The organism is Bacillus cereus group sp. MYBK101-2 (assembly GCF_051918845.1).
Lineage (GTDB): Bacteria > Bacillota > Bacilli > Bacillales > Bacillaceae_G > Bacillus_A > Bacillus_A paranthracis.
Genome location: NZ_JBQAIE010000008.1, coordinates 206,666 through 225,636, shown reverse-complemented (window position 1 = coordinate 225,636; position 18,971 = coordinate 206,666). Strand labels below are relative to the sequence as shown.

The following is an 18,971-nucleotide window of genomic DNA, read 5'->3' as shown; positions in this document are numbered from 1 at the left end:
AAGCTAGTAAGATCCCTGAAAGATGATCAGGTTGATAGGTTCGAGGTGGAAGCATGGTGACATGTGGAGCTGACGAATACTAATAGATCGAGGACTTAACCATATAATATGTAGCAATGTTATCTAGTTTTGAAGGAATATGCCTTCAATAGTTTGGTGATGATGGCAGAGAGGTCACACCCGTTCCCATACCGAACACGGAAGTTAAGCTCTCTAGCGCCGATGGTAGTTGGGACCTTGTCCCTGTGAGAGTAGGACGTCGCCAAGCAAAAACCTAAGTCGTTTCGACTTAGGTTTTTTCGTGTTTATTTATATATATCAAATGTCATAATCCGTAAATTTAGTAATCTTAATGAGAGAAAAGAATGAAAATGAGGCTATTGAGGGTAACTGTTATTTCTTACTACAAGTTTCTTACTACAAGTATATATTTTACATAATGAGAGTAAGAAAAGCGGGATGATATAAGAATGAAAATAAGTATTCAATCATTACAGTAATGAATGCGATACAAAGGAATAGAAACGATATGCTTTATTCCGCATTAACGGGCAGTAAGACCCCCACCTCAAATTTCAGCGGAAGCAAAGAAGCTAGGTGTGGGATCAACTGCCCGTAAAAGCCCGATTGTTGAAGGTTGATTAAAGTTTCACTTTATATAAAAGCATACGGAATTAATATACAAACCGTTTTGTGTATGGTAGATCTCTAGAAATATATATTCTAATTGCTTATCCTTCTTGCATATAGTTACAATTATTCTTTTGAATATAACTAAAACACGAACGTTATTGATGAGTAATAAAAAAACATTCGATTATTTGTTGACATTGTTTATGAAATATTGTTAATATAGCCATAGAAAGAATAATATATAAGACCTCATATAATCGCGGGGATATGGCCTGCAAGTCTCTACCTAACGACCGTTATTCGTTAGACTATGAGGGAAAGTCACTCGGTATTTTTCTATTCACAAGGGATACGTATGCCTGAGTAGAGCGCTTTCTCTCATAGTAAAAGAGAAAATGTTCTATTTCAGGCTTTTTTTATTTGAATCGGGGGGATTCTAATATGAAATCACTAGTTGGAGTCATAATGGGAAGCACGTCAGACTGGGAAACAATGAAATATGCTTGTGACATTTTAGATGAATTAAATATACCGTATGAGAAAAAAGTTGTATCCGCTCATCGGACTCCGGATTATATGTTTGAATATGCAGAGACGGCTCGTGAACGTGGATTGAAAGTTATTATTGCTGGAGCTGGTGGAGCAGCGCATTTACCAGGAATGGTTGCAGCGAAGACGAATCTTCCTGTAATCGGAGTTCCAGTTCAATCAAAAGCGTTAAACGGCTTAGATTCATTATTATCCATCGTCCAAATGCCAGGAGGGGTTCCAGTTGCAACTGTTGCAATTGGTAAGGCTGGTTCAACAAATGCTGGTTTACTTGCTGCACAAATACTTGGATCATTCCATGATGACATATATGATGCATTAGAATTGAGAAGAGAAGCAATTGAAAAAGATGTGCGCGAAGGTAGTGAGCTAGTATGACGAGAATCATTTTACCTGGAAAAACAATCGGTATTATTGGAGGCGGCCAGCTAGGAAGAATGATGGCATTGGCAGCTAAGGAGATGGGATATAAAATTGCTGTTTTAGATCCTACAAAAAACTCACCATGTGCACAAGTTGCTGATATTGAAATTGTTGCATCATATGACGATTTAAAAGCAATTCAGCATTTAGCGGAGATCAGTGATGTTGTCACATATGAATTTGAGAATATTGATTATAGATGTTTACAATGGCTTGAAAAACATGCTTACTTACCGCAAGGCAGTCAGTTGTTAAGTAAAACACAAAATCGTTTTACAGAAAAGCATGCGATTGAGAAAGCAGGATTACCAGTAGCAACGTATAGATTAGTTCAAAATCAAGATCAGCTTACTGAAGCAATCGCTGAATTATCATATCCTTCCGTCTTAAAAACGACGACAGGCGGATATGATGGGAAAGGGCAAGTTGTTTTAAGAAGTGAGGATGACGTTGATACAGCGCGAGAGCTTGCGAATGCAGCAGAGTGTATTTTAGAGAAATGGGTGCCTTTTGAAAAAGAAGTATCAGTTATTGTCATTCGTAGTGTAAGTGGTGAAACGAAAGTATTTCCGGTAGCGGAAAATATTCATGTAAATAACATTTTGCATGAATCCATCGTTCCGGCTCGCATTACAGAAGAACTTTCTCAAAAAGCTATTGCTTATGCAAAAGTGCTTGCGGATGAACTAGGACTTGTGGGAACACTAGCGGTAGAGATGTTTGTTACAGCTGATGGTAAGATTTACATTAATGAATTAGCACCAAGACCTCACAATTCAGGACACTATACACAGGATGCATGTGAAACGAGTCAATTCGGCCAACATATTCGAGCAATCTGTAATTTACCTCTTGGAGAAACAAATTTGTTAAAACCAGTTGTCATGGTAAACATTTTAGGCGAACATATAGAAGGGGTCCTAAGACAAGTGAATAGATTAACCGGGTGCTATTTACACTTGTATGGAAAAGAAGAAGCAAAAGCGCAGCGAAAAATGGGGCATGTTAATATTTTAAATGATAATATTGAAGTCGCTCTAGAAAAGGCGAAGAGTTTGCATATTTGGGACCATCAAGAACAACTGTTGGAGGGAAAAAGATGATTAGTCGTTATACACGCCCAGAAATGGGTGCAATTTGGACGGAAGAGAACAAATTTAAAGCGTGGTTAGAAGTTGAGATTTTAGCTTGTGAAGCATGGGCTGAGCTTGGCGATATTCCGAAAGAAGATGTTAAGAAAATTCGTGAGCATGCATCATTTGATATTGATCGTATTTATGAAATTGAAAAAGAGACACGTCATGACGTAGTTGCATTCACTCGTGCTGTATCAGAAACACCAGCATTAGGCGAGGAACGTAAATGGATTCATTACGGTTTAACATCTACAGACGTAGTAGATACAGCGTTATCTTATATCTTAAAACAAGCGAATGAAATCATATTAAAAGACTTAGAAAACTTCGTAAGTATTTTAGCTAATAAAGCAAAAGAGCATAAATACACGATCATGATGGGAAGAACACACGGTGTTCATGCAGAACCAACAACATTCGGTTTAAAACTTGGTCTTTGGTATGAAGAAATGAAACGTAACGTAGAGCGTTTCAAACAAGCTGCTAATACAGTTCGTGTTGGTAAATTATCTGGTGCGGTTGGTACATATGCAAATATCGATCCATTCGTAGAAAAGTATGTTTGTGAAAACTTAGGATTAGAAGCAGCACCAATTTCAACACAAACATTGCAACGTGATCGCCATGCTCATTACATGTCAACACTTGCATTAATCGCAACGTCTATCGAAAAGATGGCAGTTGAGATTCGTGGTTTACAAAAGAGTGAAACACGTGAAGTTGAAGAAGCTTTCGCAAAAGGTCAAAAAGGTTCTTCTGCAATGCCGCATAAGCGTAATCCAATTGGATCTGAAAATATGACTGGTTTAGCTCGTGTTATCCGCGGTTATATGATGACAGCTTATGAGAATGTTCCATTATGGCATGAGCGTGATATTTCTCATTCTTCAGCAGAACGTGTAATTTTACCAGATGCTACAATCGCGTTAAATTACATGCTAAATCGCTTTGGTAATATCGTTAAAAACTTAACTGTATACCCAGAGAATATGAAACGCAATATGACAAGAACATACGGCTTAATTTATTCTCAGCGCGTAATGCTTACATTAATCGATAAAGGTATGGTGCGTGAAGAAGCTTACGATATCGTACAACCTAAAGCGATGGAAGCTTGGGAAACACAAGTACAATTTAAAGAGCTTGTAGAAGCTGATGAGCGTATTACGAGCAAGTTAACACAAGAAGAAATTAATGAATGCTTCAACTATGAGCATCATATGCAACACGTTGATACAATCTTTGAACGCCTCGGATTAAACGAAGCGTAAAATTTCATATGGCACAGAATAGAGTCATTCTGTGCCATTCTTTATAAAAAAATTATTCACATTTTTCAAACTACAGGGGGCTTGCGAAATGCAAAAGCTAGAATTGCTGTATGAAGGTAAGGCAAAAAGAATTTATCGTACAGAATCAGCAGATATGGTTTGGGTAGAGTACAAAGATAGTGCGACTGCTTTCAATGGGGAGAAAAAAGAGACGATTACAGGAAAAGGTCGTTTGAACAATGAGATTACAACTTTATTGTTCAGAAAGTTACAAGAAGTAGGAATTAAAACACACTTTGTTGAGAAGCTATCTGAAACAGAACAACTTGTTAAAAAAGTGAGTATTATTCCTTTAGAAGTTGTCACAAGAAATGTAATTGCAGGAAGTCTTTCAAAACGATTAGGAATGGAAGAGGGAACTGTACTTGCAGAACCAATCGTAGAATTTTACTTCAAAGATGATGATTTAGGAGATCCGCTTGTAACGGAAGATCATATTCGTGTATTAAACGTTGCATCGCCAGAGCAAGTAAGCGTATTACGAGATATGGCTCTACAAATCAATCAAGTGTTGATTGATCATTTCGCAAGCTGTCGTGTAAGATTAGTAGATTTCAAATTAGAGTTTGGTGTAACGGATGAAGGAGAAATCATTTTAGCAGATGAAATTTCACCAGATACTTGCCGTTTATGGGATGAAACGAGCAATGAGAAGTTTGATAAAGACGTATTCCGTCGTGATCTTGGAAATTTAACAGATGCTTATGAAGAGATTTTAAAACGTTTAGGGGGAATTTCACATGTATAAAGTTAAGGTATATGTAACATTAAGAGAAAGCGTATTAGATCCACAAGGAACAGCAGTAAAAGGAGCACTTCATAGCCTTTCATTCACAGAAGTACAGGATGTTCGAATTGGAAAATACATGGAACTAACAATTGATAAATCGGTAACTGACTTAGATAGCAAGGTAAAGGAAATGTGTGAAAAACTATTAGCAAACGTTGTAATGGAAGACTTCCGTTATGAAGTTGAGGAGGTTGTCGCACAGTGAAATTTGCCGTAATAGTATTTCCAGGTTCGAACTGTGATGTCGATATGTTCCATGCAATTAAAGATGAGCTTGGCGAAGAAGTAGATTACGTTTGGCACGATACAGAGAATTTAGATGAATATGATGCAATTCTACTACCAGGTGGTTTCTCTTACGGTGACTACTTACGCTGCGGTGCTATTTCTCGCTTTGCAAATGCAATGAAAGCAGTACAAAAAGCTGCTGAGCAAGGAAAGCCAATTTTAGGTGTATGTAATGGATTCCAGATTCTTGTTGAATCAGGATTATTACCAGGAGCATTAATGAGAAATGAAAACTTAAAATTTATGTGTCGAACAGTTCAGTTACGTGTTGAAAATAATGAAACGATGTTTACATCACAATATGAAAAAGATGAAGTAATCAATATTCCAATTGCACATGGTGAGGGGAATTACTATTGTGATGAAGAGACTCTTAAACAATTAGAAGAGAATAATCAAATCGCATTTCGTTACGTAGAAAACCCGAACGGAAGCGTTTCAGATATTGCTGGTATTGTAAATGAAAAAGGAAATGTACTTGGTATGATGCCACACCCAGAGCGTGCTGTAGATGAACTACTTGGCGGTGCTGAAGGGTTAAAAGTCTTTCAATCTATCTTAAAACAGTGGAGGGAAACATATGTCGTTAATGCTTGAACCAAATCCAACACAAATTAAAGAAGAGCGCATATATGCGGAAATGGGGCTAACAGACGAAGAGTTTGCCATGGTTGAAAAGATTTTAGGTCGTCTGCCAAATTATACAGAAACAGGTTTATTCTCTGTAATGTGGTCAGAACATTGTAGTTATAAAAATTCAAAACCAGTGCTTAGAAAATTCCCAACAACAGGTGAGCGCGTCTTGCAAGGACCTGGGGAAGGTGCTGGAATTGTAGATATCGGTGATAATCAAGCGGTTGTATTTAAAATGGAAAGCCATAACCATCCTTCTGCTATTGAACCATATCAAGGAGCAGCAACAGGCGTTGGTGGTATTATCCGTGACGTATTCTCTATGGGAGCACGTCCAGTAGCTCTATTAAACTCACTTCGATTTGGGGAATTACAATCACCACGTGTGAAATATTTATTCGAAGAAGTAGTAGCAGGGATTGCAGGATACGGTAACTGTATCGGTATTCCGACTGTTGGCGGCGAAGTACAGTTCGATCCATGTTATGAAGGAAATCCACTTGTAAATGCAATGTGTGTAGGCTTAATTAACCACGAAGATATTAAAAAAGGGCAAGCGCACGGTGCTGGAAATACAGTAATGTACGTAGGAGCATCAACTGGTCGTGACGGTATTCACGGTGCAACATTCGCATCTGAAGAGTTATCTGAAAGCTCAGAAGCGAAGCGTCCAGCAGTTCAAGTAGGAGACCCATTTATGGAGAAACTTCTTATTGAAGCTTGCTTAGAACTTATTCAATCAGATGCACTTGTTGGAATTCAAGATATGGGGGCAGCTGGTTTAACATCATCTTCTGCAGAAATGGCAAGTAAAGCAGGAATGGGTATTGAAATGTACTTAGATGATGTACCACAGCGTGAAACAGGAATGACACCATATGAAATGATGCTATCTGAATCACAAGAGCGTATGCTAATAGTTGTGAAAAAAGGTAGAGAGCAAGAAATAGTAGATTTATTTGAGAAGTATGGTCTTGCAGCCGTTACGATGGGGAAAGTAACGGAAGACAAAATGCTTCGTTTATTCCATAAAGGTGAAATGGTAGCTGAAGTGCCAGCAGATGCCCTTGCAGAAGAAGCGCCAATTTATCATAAACCATCAAAAGAAGCAGCATACTTTGCTGAATTCCAGCAGATGAAAATGGAAACACCAAAAGTAGAAAATTATAAAGAAACGCTATTCGCTCTATTACAACAACCGACGATTGCAAGTAAAGAGTGGGTTTATGATCAATATGATTATCAAGTTCGCACAAGCACAGTTGTTACACCAGGTTCAGATGCAGCGGTTGTACGTGTACGCGGTACAGAAAAAGGATTAGCAATGACGACAGACTGTAACTCTCGCTACATTTATTTAGATCCAGAAATGGGCGGTAAAATTGCAGTAGCAGAGGCAGCACGTAATATCGTATGTTCTGGCGGGGAGCCACTTGCAATTACAGATTGCTTAAACTTCGGTAACCCAGAAAAACCAGAAATCTTCTGGCAAATTGAGAAATCAGTAGATGGTATGAGTGAAGCTTGTCGCACATTACAAACACCAGTTATTGGCGGAAATGTATCAATGTATAACGAACGTAGTGGTGAAGCGGTATACCCAACACCGACAGTTGGGATGGTTGGACTTGTACACGATTTAAAACATGTAACAACACAAGAGTTTAAGCAAGCTGGCGATTTAGTTTATGTTATCGGAGAGACGAAAGCTGAGTTTGGTGGAAGTGAATTACAGAAAATGCTTCACGGCAAAATTTTCGGCAAATCACCAAGTATCGATCTAGACGTAGAATTAAAACGTCAAAAACAAGTATTAGCAGCAATTCAAGCTGGCCTTGTTCAATCTGCACATGACGTTGCTGAAGGTGGTTTAGCAGTTGCGATTTCAGAAAGTGCAATTGGTGCTAACGGCTTAGGTGCTACTGTGAAATTAGACGGGGAAGCAACAGCGGCATTATTTGCGGAATCACAATCTCGCTTCGTGATAACTGTAAAACGTGAAAATAAAGAAGCGTTTGAGAAAGCGGTAGAAGCAATTCAAGTTGGAGAAGTAACAAATACAAATGAAGTGACAATTCATAATGAAGAAAATGAAGTGTTACTTACAGCAAATGTAGATGAAATGAGAAAGGCTTGGAAAGGGGCAATCCCATGCTTGCTGAAATAAAGGGGTTAAACGAAGAATGTGGCGTTTTCGGAATTTGGGGGCATGAAAATGCGGCACAAGTTTCATACTACGGATTGCACAGTTTACAGCACCGTGGACAAGAAGGCGCAGGCATTGTCGTAAATAATGGAGAAAAAATCGTCGGTCACAAGGGGTTAGGCTTAATATCAGAAGTGTTTTCAAGAGGAGAGCTAGAAGGATTGAACGGAAAATCAGCAATCGGACACGTACGATACGCGACGGCTGGTGGAAGTGAAGTGGCTAACGTTCAACCATTACTATTCCGTTTTTCTGATCATAGTATGGCATTAGCTCATAACGGGAATTTAATTAATGCAAAAATGCTTCGCCGTGAATTAGAGGCAGAGGGAAGTATTTTTCAAACAAGTTCAGATACAGAAGTACTTTTACATCTTATTAAACGTAGTACGAAAGATTCGTTAATTGAAAGTGTAAAAGAAGCTCTAAATAAAGTGAAAGGTGCGTTTGCATATCTTTTACTAACTGGAAATGAAATGATTGTTGCGCTAGATCCAAATGGATTCCGTCCCCTTTCAATTGGAAAGATGGGAGATGCTTACGTTGTAGCATCTGAAACATGTGCTTTTGATGTAGTAGGTGCAACATACATTCGTGATGTAGAACCGGGTGAATTACTTATCATTAATGATGAAGGAATTCACGTAGATCGTTTTACAAATGATGTAGAACATGCAATTTGCAGTATGGAATACATTTACTTCGCACGCCCAGATTCAAATATCGCTGGTGTTAATGTCCATGCAGCACGTAAAAACATGGGGAAACGTTTGGCGGCAGAAGCTCCTATTGAAGCTGATGTTGTTACTGGTGTACCAGACTCTAGCATTTCAGCAGCAATTGGTTATGCGGAGGCGACAGGCATTCCATATGAGTTAGGATTAATTAAAAATCGTTACGTTGGACGTACGTTTATTCAACCTTCTCAGGAACTGCGAGAGCAAGGGGTTAAGATGAAGCTTTCAGCAGTAAGAGGTGTAGTTGAAGGGAAACGAGTTGTTATGATTGATGATTCTATCGTACGAGGAACAACGAGTAAACGAATTGTTCGTATGCTTCGCGAGGCTGGAGCGACAGAAGTTCACGTAAGAATAGCTTCACCACCTTTGAAATATCCATGTTTCTATGGCATTGATATTCAAACGAGAAAAGAATTAATTGCAGCAAATCATACGGTAGAAGAAATTCGTGAAATGATTGGTGCAGACTCATTAACATTTTTAAGTGAAGATGGATTAGTAGATGCAATTGGACGTCCATATGAAGGGAAATACGGTGGCCTATGTATGGCGTACTTCAATGGAGATTATCCAACAGCTCTTTATGATTATGAGCAAGAGCTTTTAGAAAGTATAAAATAAGAAGAAAAAAGCTTCTACTTCTTTTTGATGTAGAAGCTAGCTTCTTTCTTAAAACGGCCCGCACAGGATAGGGAGAAATTAAAAGACGAGGTGTAGATAACGATGGCGAATGCATATAAGCAAGCAGGAGTAGATATTGAAGCTGGATATGAAGCGGTATCTCGCATGAAAAAACACGTACAAACAACAATGAGAAAAGAAGTACTAGGCGGTTTAGGCGGTTTTGGAGGTATGTTTGACCTATCAAAATTTGCATTAGAAGAACCTGTATTAGTATCTGGAACAGATGGCGTGGGAACGAAATTGATGCTCGCTTTTATGGCAGATAAACATGACACAATTGGTATTGATGCGGTTGCAATGTGTGTAAATGATATTGTTGTGCAAGGAGCAGAGCCGCTTTTCTTTCTTGATTATATTGCTTGTGGTAAAGCTGAACCTAGTAAAATTGAAAACATCGTCAAAGGTATATCAGAGGGCTGTCGCCAAGCAGGCTGTGCTTTAATTGGTGGAGAAACAGCTGAAATGCCAGGAATGTATTCTACAGAAGAATACGATTTAGCTGGTTTTACAGTTGGGATCGTTGATAAAAAGAAAATTGTAACAGGTGAAAAAATTGAAGCTGGTCACGTATTAATTGGCTTAGCATCTAGCGGTATTCATAGTAACGGTTATTCTTTAGTACGAAAAGTATTACTAGAAGATGGAGAACTATCTTTAGATCGCATTTACGGACGCTTAGAGCTACCTCTTGGTGAAGAATTATTAAAACCAACGAAAATTTATGTCAAACCTATTTTAGAACTATTGAAGAAATATGAAGTATACGGTATGGCACATATTACAGGTGGCGGATTCATTGAAAATATTCCACGTATGTTACCAGAAGGAATCGGTGCAGAAATTGAATTAGGATCTTGGGAAATTCAGCCGATCTTTAGTTTACTTCAAGAAGTTGGCAAGTTGGAAGAGAAAGAAATGTTCAATATTTTTAACATGGGTATTGGTATGGTAGTAGCGGTGAAGGAAGAAGATGCAAAAGATGTTGTTCGTCTTCTTGAAGAGCAAGGAGAAACTGCTCGTATTATTGGACGCACTGTACAAGGAGCTGGCGTTACTTTTAATGGAGGCACAGCGCTATGAGTAGATTAGCAGTTTTTGCTTCTGGAAGCGGATCTAACTTTCAATCTCTCGTTAATGCAGTAGAAGAAAAAAGATTGGATGCGGAAATTAGTTTATTAGTATGTGATAAACCAGAAGCACGCGCTGTTGGGCGAGCACATTATCATCATATTCCGTGTTTCGCTTTTTCAGCGAAAGCATATGAGTCAAAAGAAGCGTTTGAAAAAGAGATATTAAAGAAGCTAGAAGAGTATGAAATTGATTATGTTATTTTAGCTGGATATATGCGTTTAATTGGACCAACTTTACTAGAAGCTTATGGCGGAAGGATTATTAATATTCATCCATCACTATTACCGAGTTTTCCAGGGAAAGATGCTGTTGGTCAAGCGTTAGAAGCAGGTGTGAAAGTAACTGGAGTAACGATTCATTATGTAGACGCAGGTATGGATACAGGGCCAATTATTGCACAAGAAGCAGTAGTTGTTTCTGAAGGGGATACGAGAGAAAGCTTACAAACGAAAATTCAACAAGTTGAACATAAGTTATACGTAAATACAGTGAATCAAATTGTTCAATCTACGAAAGAACCAACTGTTAACTAACATACAACCAGGGGTGAAGGGTAAATGAAAAAGCGTGCATTAGTAAGTGTTTCAGATAAAACAGGAGTAGTAGAATTTGTTAAAGGTTTACTAGAACAAGGGATCGAAGTTATATCAACAGGCGGTACAAAAAAATTACTAGAAGAAAACGGCTTACAAGTAATCGGTATTTCTGAAGTAACTGGTTTCCCAGAAATCATGGATGGTCGTGTGAAAACATTACATCCAAATATTCATGGTGGTCTATTAGCAGTTCGCGATAATGAAACGCATGTAGCACAAATGAACGAGTTAGGTATAGAGCCAATTGATTTTGTTGTCGTTAACTTATACCCATTCAAAGAAACAATCGCTAAGCCTGATGTAACATTTGCTGATGCAATTGAAAATATTGATATTGGTGGCCCAACAATGATTCGCTCTGCTGCGAAAAATCACAAATTTGTATCGGTAATTGTAGATCCAGTAGATTACGATGTTGTATTAGCAGAACTGAAAGAGAACGGTGAAGTAAAAGAAGAAACGAAACGTAAATTAGCAGCGAAAGTATTCCGCCATACAGCAGCATATGATGCGTTAATCTCTAACTACTTAACAGAGCAAATGGGTGAAGAAAGTCCTGAAACATTAACTGTGACATTTGAGAAAAAGCAAGATTTACGTTATGGCGAGAACCCACATCAAAAAGCAACTTTCTATAAAGCGCCATTCGCAGCAACTTCTTCTGTTGCATACGCAGAACAATTACATGGCAAAGAATTATCGTATAACAATATTAACGATGCAGATGCAGCGCTTAGTATCGTGAAAGAATTTACAGAACCAGCAGTAGTAGCAGTAAAACATATGAATCCATGTGGTGTTGGAGTAGGTACGGATATTCATGAAGCATACACACGTGCTTATGAAGCGGATCCAGTATCCATTTTTGGAGGCATTATTGCAGCGAATCGTGAAATTGATAAAGCTACAGCTGAAAAGTTACACGAAATTTTCTTAGAGATTATTATCGCACCTTCTTTCTCGAAAGAAGCTTTAGAAGTGTTACAAAGTAAGAAAAACTTACGTTTATTAACTGTAAATATTGAAAAGGCGACAAGCGCAAGCAAAAAATTAACTTCTGTACAAGGTGGCCTTCTCGTTCAAGAGGAAGATACGTTATCATTAGATGAAAGTACAATTTCAATTCCAACGAAACGTGAACCTTCAGAGCAAGAATGGAAAGATTTAAAATTAGCTTGGAAAGTTGTAAAGCATGTGAAATCAAATGCAATTGTTTTAGCAAAAGATGATATGACAATTGGTGTCGGTGCTGGACAGATGAACCGTGTAGGTTCTGCAAAAATCGCAATTACACAAGCTGGTGAAAAAGCACAAGGTAGCGCACTTGCATCTGATGCTTTCTTCCCAATGCCAGATACAGTGGAAGAAGCAGCAAAAGCAGGGATTACAGCAATCATTCAACCAGGCGGATCAATCCGTGACGAAGATTCTATTAAAGTGGCGGATACGTATGGGATTGCTATGGTGTTCACTGGCGTACGTCATTTCAAACACTAATAGAGGAAGTTTAAAAAGTCCGGTTAAGATAACCTTCCTTTTTAAACTTTGATTGATATGAAAAAGCAAACTAGGAGCATAGCTTCTAGTTTGTACTTATTTAAATATTGGGGGATGAAATATGAATGTTTTAGTAATTGGACGCGGTGGGCGTGAGCATGCTTTAGCTTGGAAGTTTGCACAATCTGAAAAAGTAGAAAAGGTATATGTAGCACCAGGTAATGAAGGTATGCGTGATGTTGCAACACCAATTGATATTGATGAAAATGATTTTGATGCATTAGTTTTATTTGCGAAAGAGAATCATATTGAGTTAACTTTCGTTGGACCAGAAATTCCACTTATGAATGGAATTGTTGATCGTTTTAAAGAAGAGGGACTTCGCGTATTTGGTCCGAATCAAGCGGCTGCTGTTATTGAAGGTAGTAAAGCTTTTACAAAAGAGCTTATGAAAAAATATAATATTCCAACTGCAGCGTACGAAACTTTTACAGACTATGAAGAAGCAGTAAAGTACATTGAAAAGGTTGGTGCACCAATTGTTATTAAGGCAGACGGTTTAGCGGCTGGTAAAGGTGTAACGGTAGCAATGACACTTGAAGAGGCATTACAAGCTGTGAAAGAAATGCTGCAAGATGTAAAGTTCGGGGAAGCGAGTAAGAAAGTTGTTATTGAAGAGTTTTTAGATGGACAAGAATTTTCATTAATGGCATTTGTGAATGGAACAACTGTACATCCGATGGTAATTGCACAAGATCATAAACGAGCTTTTGATGGTGATAAAGGTCCAAATACTGGCGGAATGGGTGCATATTCTCCAGTACCACAAATTTCGGAGTCAGCAGTTCAAGAGGCGATTAAAACGGTGTTACATCCAACTGCTAAAGCGATGATCCAAGAAAATCGATCGTTTACAGGAATTTTATATGCGGGACTTATTTTAACAAATGATGGTCCAAAGGTAATTGAATTTAATGCACGTTTTGGCGATCCTGAAACTGAAGTTGTATTACCTCGTTTAGAAAATGATTTAGTGGACGTATGTAACGCTGTATTAGATGAAAGTGAGTTAACGTTACAATGGTCAGAGGAATCGGTAATTGGTGTTGTGCTTGCTTCGAAAGGATACCCGGAAGCATATAAAAAAGGTGAAATTATTAAAGGGCTAGATGCATTGCAAGATGTAATTGTTTTCCATGCGGGTACAGCAATGAAACATGGTGACTTTGTGACAAACGGTGGTCGTGTACTATTTGTTGCTTGTAAGGCGAATAGTTTACAAGAAGCAAAAGATAAAGTATATAAAGAAATCGGTAAAATTGAGAGTGATGGTCTATTTTACCGAAGTGATATAGGATATCGTGCAATTGGGCATGAGATGACGAGAAATTAATATGTGAAAAATCCCGCTGATTCCTCAGCGGGATTTTTTATGCATCTTTATCCTTTTTTAATTTCCCTTTTTGCTTTGCCATTTCTCGAAGTAAATATTCGATGTGTGCATTGACGCTACGAAACTCATCATTCGCCCATTTTTCGATGACTGCGTGTAATTCAGGATCAATACGTAATGGAAAGCTTTTCTTTTTAGCCATAAGGATTTACAACCTTTTAGTATAGGCTTCCTGTATTAATAACTGGTTGCGCACCTTTGTCTGAAACGATGGCAACTAATAAGTTGTTCACCATATTTGCTTTACGCTCGTCATCGAGTTCTAGTACGCCTTCTTCATCTAACATATGGATTGAATCTTTGGCCATCTTCACAGCACCTTCAACAATCTCTTTTCTAGCAGCTAATACTGCTTTTGCTTGTTGACGTTGTAGCATTGCATGGGCAATTTCTGTTGCGTAAGCTAAATGTGTTAAACGAGTTTCTAATACTTCTACGCCAGCAATTTCAAGGCGTGCTTCTAACTCACGTTTTAATTCTTCAGAGATTTCTTCAGTGTTTCCACGTAACGTAATGCAAGTTTCATCTTGAAAATTGTCATAAGGATATTTCGTTGCAACGTGGCGGATTGCCGTTTCGCTTTGAATTTCTACAAATCGATCATAATGTTCGACGCCGAACATTGCTTTTGCAGAATCAACAACTTTATATACGATAACAGCTGCAATTTCAATTGGGTTGCCGTCGACATCATTTACTTTTAATTTTTTACTATTAAAGTTTTCAACACGTAACGATACAGTTTGACGGAACGCGAACGGAATCGTTAAAAATAAACCGTTTTGACGAATTGTTCCTAAATAATTACCGAAAAACGTAATGACTTTTGCTTGATTTGGCTGAACAATCCCGATACCTGTAGCAAGAACTGCAGCTAAAATAATAGTTAATGCTGCTCCTATGAAAATTTCTTGTACAAGGAAAAATACACCGATAGCGGCTAAAATTAAAATTCCAATAATCCCAAGAAAACCATTAACGTAAAATACTTGTTTTTCTTTCATATGATCGCCTCCTGATATAAAAATGATATCACTTTTATATCATTTTAAGCAAGGGGTTTACACCTAATTTTCTGAATTTTATTGATTATGTATATTTAAATACTTAAAATAAGAATGTACGTTCTGTTTCGTGGTAAAATAAAGAAGACTTAACCGCCCACTGCAGCAGCTAAGTCCCTTTGAGAGCATCTTGCATCGTGACAAATGATTCAAAGCGGTTTTGCCAGGATTATATCTTCAATCGCTGACTCAATCTCTTTGTCAGAAGCGTCATAACTTCCATTTGACTGTGGTTTGTCGTGATTGGAAGTTTGATTCGCTTCTTCTTTAGTATGTCCCTTTTTAGCAAAATCCATGCTAGGCATTTTAAATGCCCCCATGTTCATGTATTTTCCGAATTTCCACATTTCAACAATAGGGCAGAAACGAACAATTCCCTCTGCAACTTTCATTGCACCAATCCATAGCAAAATGTTAGACCAAGTGCACCAAGGTTTGCGCACGAGTTTCGTTGCACTACAACCGAAGAGGACAAGTCCGAGTGTAATTCGAATTAGGGCATTTATTGTACCGATATTTTGCTTCATTAGAAAAACACTCCTTTTATGAAAGTTGAAATAGATAATACTATTTCTTTTATTAGTATCCCTTTTGATTTTTCGGATATGTAATCCAACATTTGACGTGGAAAAAGATGTTGGATTGTGCGTGTGTGTAAGTAGCTTTTTTTGTTATAATGAAAGAATGCATAAAAGGAAGTTCAAAATTAAATCCTCGCGTTTAAAAAATGTGGAACAGGGGATTTCAAGCTTAATTCTCCGCTTTAAACAAATATTTAAGGTGAACTAAAAAAATCCTAATGAAAATAAACTGTTATTTTAAACAGAAATATATACAACTTGAGAAAAGAAAGGGTGTTTTCATGTACGATATTTCCGGATGGAAACATGTATTTAAACTTGATCCGAATAAGGAATTAAGTGACGAACATTTAGAAATGATTTGTGAGTCTGGAACAGATGCTGTTATTGTAGGCGGAAGTGATGGGGTGACAATTGATAATGTACTACACATGCTAGTTAGCATTCGTAGATATGCAGTTCCTTGTGTGTTAGAGGTTTCTGATGTGGAAGCAATTACACCAGGATTCGATTTTTATTATATCCCAAGCGTTTTAAATAGCCGAAAGGTGGAATGGGTAACAGGCGTTCATCATGAGGCTTTGAAAGAATTTGGGGATATTATGGATTGGGACGAAATTTTTATGGAAGGATATTGTGTTTTAAATCCTGAAGCGAAAGTAGCCCAGCTTACAGATGCAAAGTGTGATGTAACAGAAGATGATGTAATTGCATACGCGCGTTTAGCAGACAAGCTATTACGTTTACCGATATTTTATTTAGAATATAGCGGTACGTATGGAGATGTTGAACTTGTTAAAAATGTGAAAGCAGAATTGAAACAAGCTAAGTTATATTATGGCGGTGGTATTTCTAATGCTGAACAAGCGAAGGAAATGGCGCAGTATGCTGATACAGTAGTTGTTGGAAATATTATTTATGATGATATAAAAGCAGCGTTAAAAACGGTTAAAGCAGTAAAAGGAGAGTAGGTGCAGGCATATATGAGTATGACAGATAGATTATTAAATGGTTTAAATCCGCAGCAACAAAAAGCAGTACAAACAACGAACGGACCACTTCTATTAATGGCAGGCGCAGGCAGTGGTAAAACACGTGTGTTAACACATCGTATTGCGTATTTACTTGGTGAAAAAGGAGTAGCACCATGGAATGTACTAGCTATTACCTTTACAAATAAAGCGGCTCGTGAAATGCGCGAGCGTATTGATACACTTGTCGGACCAGAAGCAGAAGATATTTGGATTTCTACGTTCCACTCTATGTGTGTACGTATTTTACGACGTGATATCGATCGCATTGGTATTAATCGTAACTTTACAATTTTAGATTCAGGTGATCAGTTAACTGTAGTCAAAAAAATTATGAAAGAGCGCAATATTGATCCGAAGAAATTTGAACCGCGCTCTATTTTAGCTGGTATTAGTAATGCGAAAAATGAATTGTTATCTGCGGATAAATATGCAAAGAAAATTACAATTGCTGATCCATATGAAAAATTAACGAGCGATGTATATACAGAATATCAAAAACGTCTTTTGAAAAATAACTCATTAGACTTTGATGATTTAATTATGACGACGATTCAACTATTTGAACGTGTTCCAGAAGTACTAGAGTTTTATCAGCGTAAATTCCAGTATATTCACGTGGATGAGTATCAAGATACGAACAAAGCGCAGTACCTTCTTGTTAAACATTTGGCAGCACGTTTTAAAAATTTATGTGTTGTAGGTGACTCAGATCAGTCAATTTATCGCTGGCGTGGTGCGGACATTTCTAACATTTTGTCATTTGAAAAAGATTATGAGAATGCGCAAGTTATTCTGTTAGAACAAAATTATCGTTCATCACAAAATATTTTAAATGCAGCGAATGCTGTCATTGAAAGAAATACGAATCGTAAACCGAAGAAATTATGGACAGATAATGAAGTTGGAAGCAAAATCTCTTACTATCGTGCTGCAACGGAAAAGGACGAGGCGTACTTTGTTGCGAAAAAAATTCGTGACGATATTCAAATGGGAAAACGAAAATATACTGATTTTGCGGTGTTATATCGTACAAATGCGCAGTCTCGTATGGTCGAGGAGATTTTCCTGAAATCTAATATTCCTTACAAAATTGTCGGCGGTACGAAGTTCTACGACCGTAAAGAGATTAAAGACATTTTGGCGTATTTACGCTTAATTGGGAATCCAGATGATGAGATTAGTTTCGCACGTATTATTAACGTGCCAAAGCGCGGAATTGGTGCGACTTCTATCGATAAAATTATTAATTACGGTGTACAAAATGGAATTTCATTAACAGCTGTATTCGATGAGATTGAGCACGTTGGAGTAAGTGCAAAGGTTACAAAGGCAGTAAAAGAATTCGCAGGTTTATTACACAACTGGGTAAATATGCAAGAGTATTTATCTGTTACAGAATTGGTAGAAGAAGTTATTGAGAAAACAGGCTATCGCGACATGTTGAAAAACGAGCGTACGTTAGAAGCGGAAGGTCGTCTAGAGAACTTAGATGAGTTTTTATCTGTTACGCAAACATTTGAATCTCAAAGCGAAGATAAGAGCCTTGTTGCATTCTTAACAGACTTAGCACTTGTTGCAGATATTGATCGTGTAGATGAAGACCCAACTGCTGGTGAGGAAGTTATTTTAATGACGATGCACTCAGCGAAAGGATTAGAATTCCCAGTTGTCTTTATTGTTGGTTTAGAGGAAGGAATATTCCCGCATACTCGTTCTCTAATGGAAGAAGATGAAATGCAAGAAGAGCGTCGTCTTGCTTATGTAGGTATTACTCGTGCAGAAGAAGAGTTGTATTTATCAAATGCACAAATGCGTACTTTATTTGGTAGAACAAGTATGAATGCCGCATCCCGATTCATTACAGAAATCCCGACAGAACTAGTAGAATCATTAAATGAAACAGCGCCGAAGCGTGAAACTTCGTTTGGTGCAAAAGGAAGAACGGCAAGTAGCAGTAAAACGACAACTACAACTACAACACGTTCTCGCTCAGCTTTCGCGCGTCCTGCAGCTAAGACGACAGGCGGCGAACAAATCGGCTGGGCAGTAGGCGATAAAGCTTCCCACCAAAAATGGGGAATCGGTACAGTTGTAAGTGTAAAAGGTGAAGGTGATGCAAAAGAATTAGATATTGCGTTCCCAAGCCCAATTGGTGTTAAACGCTTGTTAGCAAAATTTGCACCTGTGACGAAACAATAGGAA

Annotated in this window: 17 protein-coding genes, 2 rRNA genes and 1 riboswitch; of the genes, 16 read left to right on the top strand and 3 right to left on the bottom strand. The window is 37.9% G+C overall.

All coding sequences use genetic code 11. From position 1 onward, the window contains the following. The 14 genes from ACTFSI_RS17420 to purD all read left to right on the top strand — a co-directional run. Window positions 1–103 (top strand): 23S ribosomal RNA (locus tag ACTFSI_RS17420); the annotation flags it as partial. Between the two features lie 49 nt (window positions 104–152). After that, window positions 153–268 (top strand): 5S ribosomal RNA (gene rrf / locus ACTFSI_RS17415). Between the two features lie 594 nt (window positions 269–862). Continuing rightward, window positions 863–964, top strand: a riboswitch (purine riboswitch). 110 nt (window positions 965–1,074) lie between these two features. Next, complete coding sequence (purE, locus tag ACTFSI_RS17410) at window positions 1,075–1,560, top strand: 5-(carboxyamino)imidazole ribonucleotide mutase (RefSeq protein WP_000839371.1); 486 nt, start codon at window positions 1,075–1,077, stop codon at window positions 1,558–1,560. Then, window positions 1,557–2,708, top strand: a complete 1,152-nt coding sequence (gene purK / locus ACTFSI_RS17405) for a 5-(carboxyamino)imidazole ribonucleotide synthase (protein WP_138322542.1) — start codon at window positions 1,557–1,559, stop codon at window positions 2,706–2,708. The genes purE and purK overlap by 4 nt, the downstream gene beginning before the upstream one ends. Next, window positions 2,705–4,012 carry an adenylosuccinate lyase gene (gene purB / locus ACTFSI_RS17400; protein ID WP_000625677.1) on the top strand — a complete coding sequence of 436 codons (1,308 nt, stop codon included), beginning with the start codon at window positions 2,705–2,707 and terminating at the stop codon, window positions 4,010–4,012. Before purK ends, purB begins: the two co-directional genes overlap by 4 nt. An 88-nt stretch (window positions 4,013–4,100) precedes the next feature. Further along, on the top strand, window positions 4,101–4,820 hold the full coding sequence (purC, locus tag ACTFSI_RS17395) for a phosphoribosylaminoimidazolesuccinocarboxamide synthase (RefSeq protein ID WP_001170542.1): 720 nt from the start codon (window positions 4,101–4,103) through the stop codon (window positions 4,818–4,820). Then, a complete protein-coding gene (gene purS, locus ACTFSI_RS17390; protein ID WP_000278826.1) occupies window positions 4,813–5,067 on the top strand; it encodes a phosphoribosylformylglycinamidine synthase subunit PurS in 255 nt (84 codons plus the stop codon). The genes purC and purS overlap by 8 nt, the downstream gene beginning before the upstream one ends. Further along, window positions 5,064–5,747, top strand: a complete 684-nt coding sequence (gene purQ, locus ACTFSI_RS17385; protein ID WP_000666779.1) for a phosphoribosylformylglycinamidine synthase subunit PurQ — start codon at window positions 5,064–5,066, stop codon at window positions 5,745–5,747. The genes purS and purQ overlap by 4 nt, the downstream gene beginning before the upstream one ends. Beyond that, entirely contained in the window at window positions 5,731–7,950 is a 2,220-nt protein-coding gene (gene purL, locus ACTFSI_RS17380) for a phosphoribosylformylglycinamidine synthase II (protein ID WP_000055576.1), read from the top strand. The genes purQ and purL overlap by 17 nt, the downstream gene beginning before the upstream one ends. Beyond that, entirely contained in the window at window positions 7,935–9,350 is a 1,416-nt protein-coding gene (gene purF / locus ACTFSI_RS17375; RefSeq protein WP_000879024.1) for an amidophosphoribosyltransferase, read from the top strand. Before purL ends, purF begins: the two co-directional genes overlap by 16 nt. A gap of 102 nt (window positions 9,351–9,452) precedes the next feature. Then, complete coding sequence (gene purM / locus ACTFSI_RS17370) at window positions 9,453–10,493, top strand: phosphoribosylformylglycinamidine cyclo-ligase (RefSeq protein ID WP_001262432.1); 1,041 nt, start codon at window positions 9,453–9,455, stop codon at window positions 10,491–10,493. Beyond that, window positions 10,490–11,077 carry a phosphoribosylglycinamide formyltransferase gene (purN, locus tag ACTFSI_RS17365; RefSeq protein WP_000088582.1) on the top strand — a complete coding sequence of 196 codons (588 nt, stop codon included), beginning with the start codon at window positions 10,490–10,492 and terminating at the stop codon, window positions 11,075–11,077. Before purM ends, purN begins: the two co-directional genes overlap by 4 nt. Window positions 11,078–11,101: 24 nt before the next feature. Next, the gene (gene purH / locus ACTFSI_RS17360; protein WP_000745404.1) at window positions 11,102–12,637 is read left to right on the top strand and encodes a bifunctional phosphoribosylaminoimidazolecarboxamide formyltransferase/IMP cyclohydrolase; all 1,536 of its coding nucleotides are present in this window, start codon (window positions 11,102–11,104) and stop codon (window positions 12,635–12,637) included. A gap of 121 nt (window positions 12,638–12,758) precedes the next feature. Beyond that, entirely contained in the window at window positions 12,759–14,030 is a 1,272-nt protein-coding gene (gene purD / locus ACTFSI_RS17355) for a phosphoribosylamine--glycine ligase (RefSeq protein WP_138322541.1), read from the top strand. Between the two features lie 37 nt (window positions 14,031–14,067). Here the strand turns inward: purD and ACTFSI_RS17350 are convergent, their stop codons facing one another. From ACTFSI_RS17350 to ACTFSI_RS17340, 3 genes are all read right to left on the bottom strand, one after another. Continuing rightward, on the bottom strand, window positions 14,068–14,232 hold the full coding sequence (locus tag ACTFSI_RS17350; protein ID WP_001085171.1) for a toxin-antitoxin system HicB family antitoxin: 165 nt from the start codon (window positions 14,230–14,232) through the stop codon (window positions 14,068–14,070). A 16-nt stretch (window positions 14,233–14,248) separates the two neighbouring features. Continuing rightward, a complete protein-coding gene (locus ACTFSI_RS17345; protein ID WP_000660683.1) occupies window positions 14,249–15,094 on the bottom strand; it encodes an SPFH domain-containing protein in 846 nt (281 codons plus the stop codon). Between the two features lie 209 nt (window positions 15,095–15,303). Continuing rightward, complete coding sequence (locus ACTFSI_RS17340; protein WP_000812349.1) at window positions 15,304–15,681, bottom strand: YgaP family membrane protein; 378 nt, start codon at window positions 15,679–15,681, stop codon at window positions 15,304–15,306. Window positions 15,682–16,016: 335 nt separating this feature from the next. Between ACTFSI_RS17340 and ACTFSI_RS17335 the strand changes: the two genes are divergently transcribed. Together ACTFSI_RS17335 and pcrA are read left to right on the top strand one after the other, a co-directional pair. Further along, complete coding sequence (locus ACTFSI_RS17335; RefSeq protein WP_000272090.1) at window positions 16,017–16,706, top strand: heptaprenylglyceryl phosphate synthase; 690 nt, start codon at window positions 16,017–16,019, stop codon at window positions 16,704–16,706. 12 nt (window positions 16,707–16,718) lie between these two features. Further along, complete coding sequence (gene pcrA, locus ACTFSI_RS17330; protein ID WP_014481546.1) at window positions 16,719–18,968, top strand: DNA helicase PcrA; 2,250 nt, start codon at window positions 16,719–16,721, stop codon at window positions 18,966–18,968. Window positions 18,969–18,971: the final 3 nt, after the last annotated feature.

Coding starts and splice junctions, on each gene's coding strand:
- purE (WP_000839371.1), top strand. CDS start 1,075: ATGAAATCACTAGTTGGAGTCATAATGGGAAGCACGTCAGACTGGGAA.
- purK (WP_138322542.1), top strand. CDS start 1,557: ATGACGAGAATCATTTTACCTGGAAAAACAATCGGTATTATTGGAGGC.
- purB (WP_000625677.1), top strand. CDS start 2,705: ATGATTAGTCGTTATACACGCCCAGAAATGGGTGCAATTTGGACGGAA.
- purC (WP_001170542.1), top strand. CDS start 4,101: ATGCAAAAGCTAGAATTGCTGTATGAAGGTAAGGCAAAAAGAATTTAT.
- purS (WP_000278826.1), top strand. CDS start 4,813: ATGTATAAAGTTAAGGTATATGTAACATTAAGAGAAAGCGTATTAGAT.
- purL (WP_000055576.1), top strand. CDS start 5,731: ATGTCGTTAATGCTTGAACCAAATCCAACACAAATTAAAGAAGAGCGC.
- purF (WP_000879024.1), top strand. CDS start 7,935: ATGCTTGCTGAAATAAAGGGGTTAAACGAAGAATGTGGCGTTTTCGGA.
- purM (WP_001262432.1), top strand. CDS start 9,453: ATGGCGAATGCATATAAGCAAGCAGGAGTAGATATTGAAGCTGGATAT.
- purN (WP_000088582.1), top strand. CDS start 10,490: ATGAGTAGATTAGCAGTTTTTGCTTCTGGAAGCGGATCTAACTTTCAA.
- purH (WP_000745404.1), top strand. CDS start 11,102: ATGAAAAAGCGTGCATTAGTAAGTGTTTCAGATAAAACAGGAGTAGTA.
- purD (WP_138322541.1), top strand. CDS start 12,759: ATGAATGTTTTAGTAATTGGACGCGGTGGGCGTGAGCATGCTTTAGCT.
- ACTFSI_RS17350 (WP_001085171.1), bottom strand. CDS start 14,232: ATGGCTAAAAAGAAAAGCTTTCCATTACGTATTGATCCTGAATTACAC.
- ACTFSI_RS17345 (WP_000660683.1), bottom strand. CDS start 15,094: ATGAAAGAAAAACAAGTATTTTACGTTAATGGTTTTCTTGGGATTATT.
- ACTFSI_RS17340 (WP_000812349.1), bottom strand. CDS start 15,681: ATGAAGCAAAATATCGGTACAATAAATGCCCTAATTCGAATTACACTC.
- ACTFSI_RS17335 (WP_000272090.1), top strand. CDS start 16,017: ATGTACGATATTTCCGGATGGAAACATGTATTTAAACTTGATCCGAAT.
- pcrA (WP_014481546.1), top strand. CDS start 16,719: ATGAGTATGACAGATAGATTATTAAATGGTTTAAATCCGCAGCAACAA.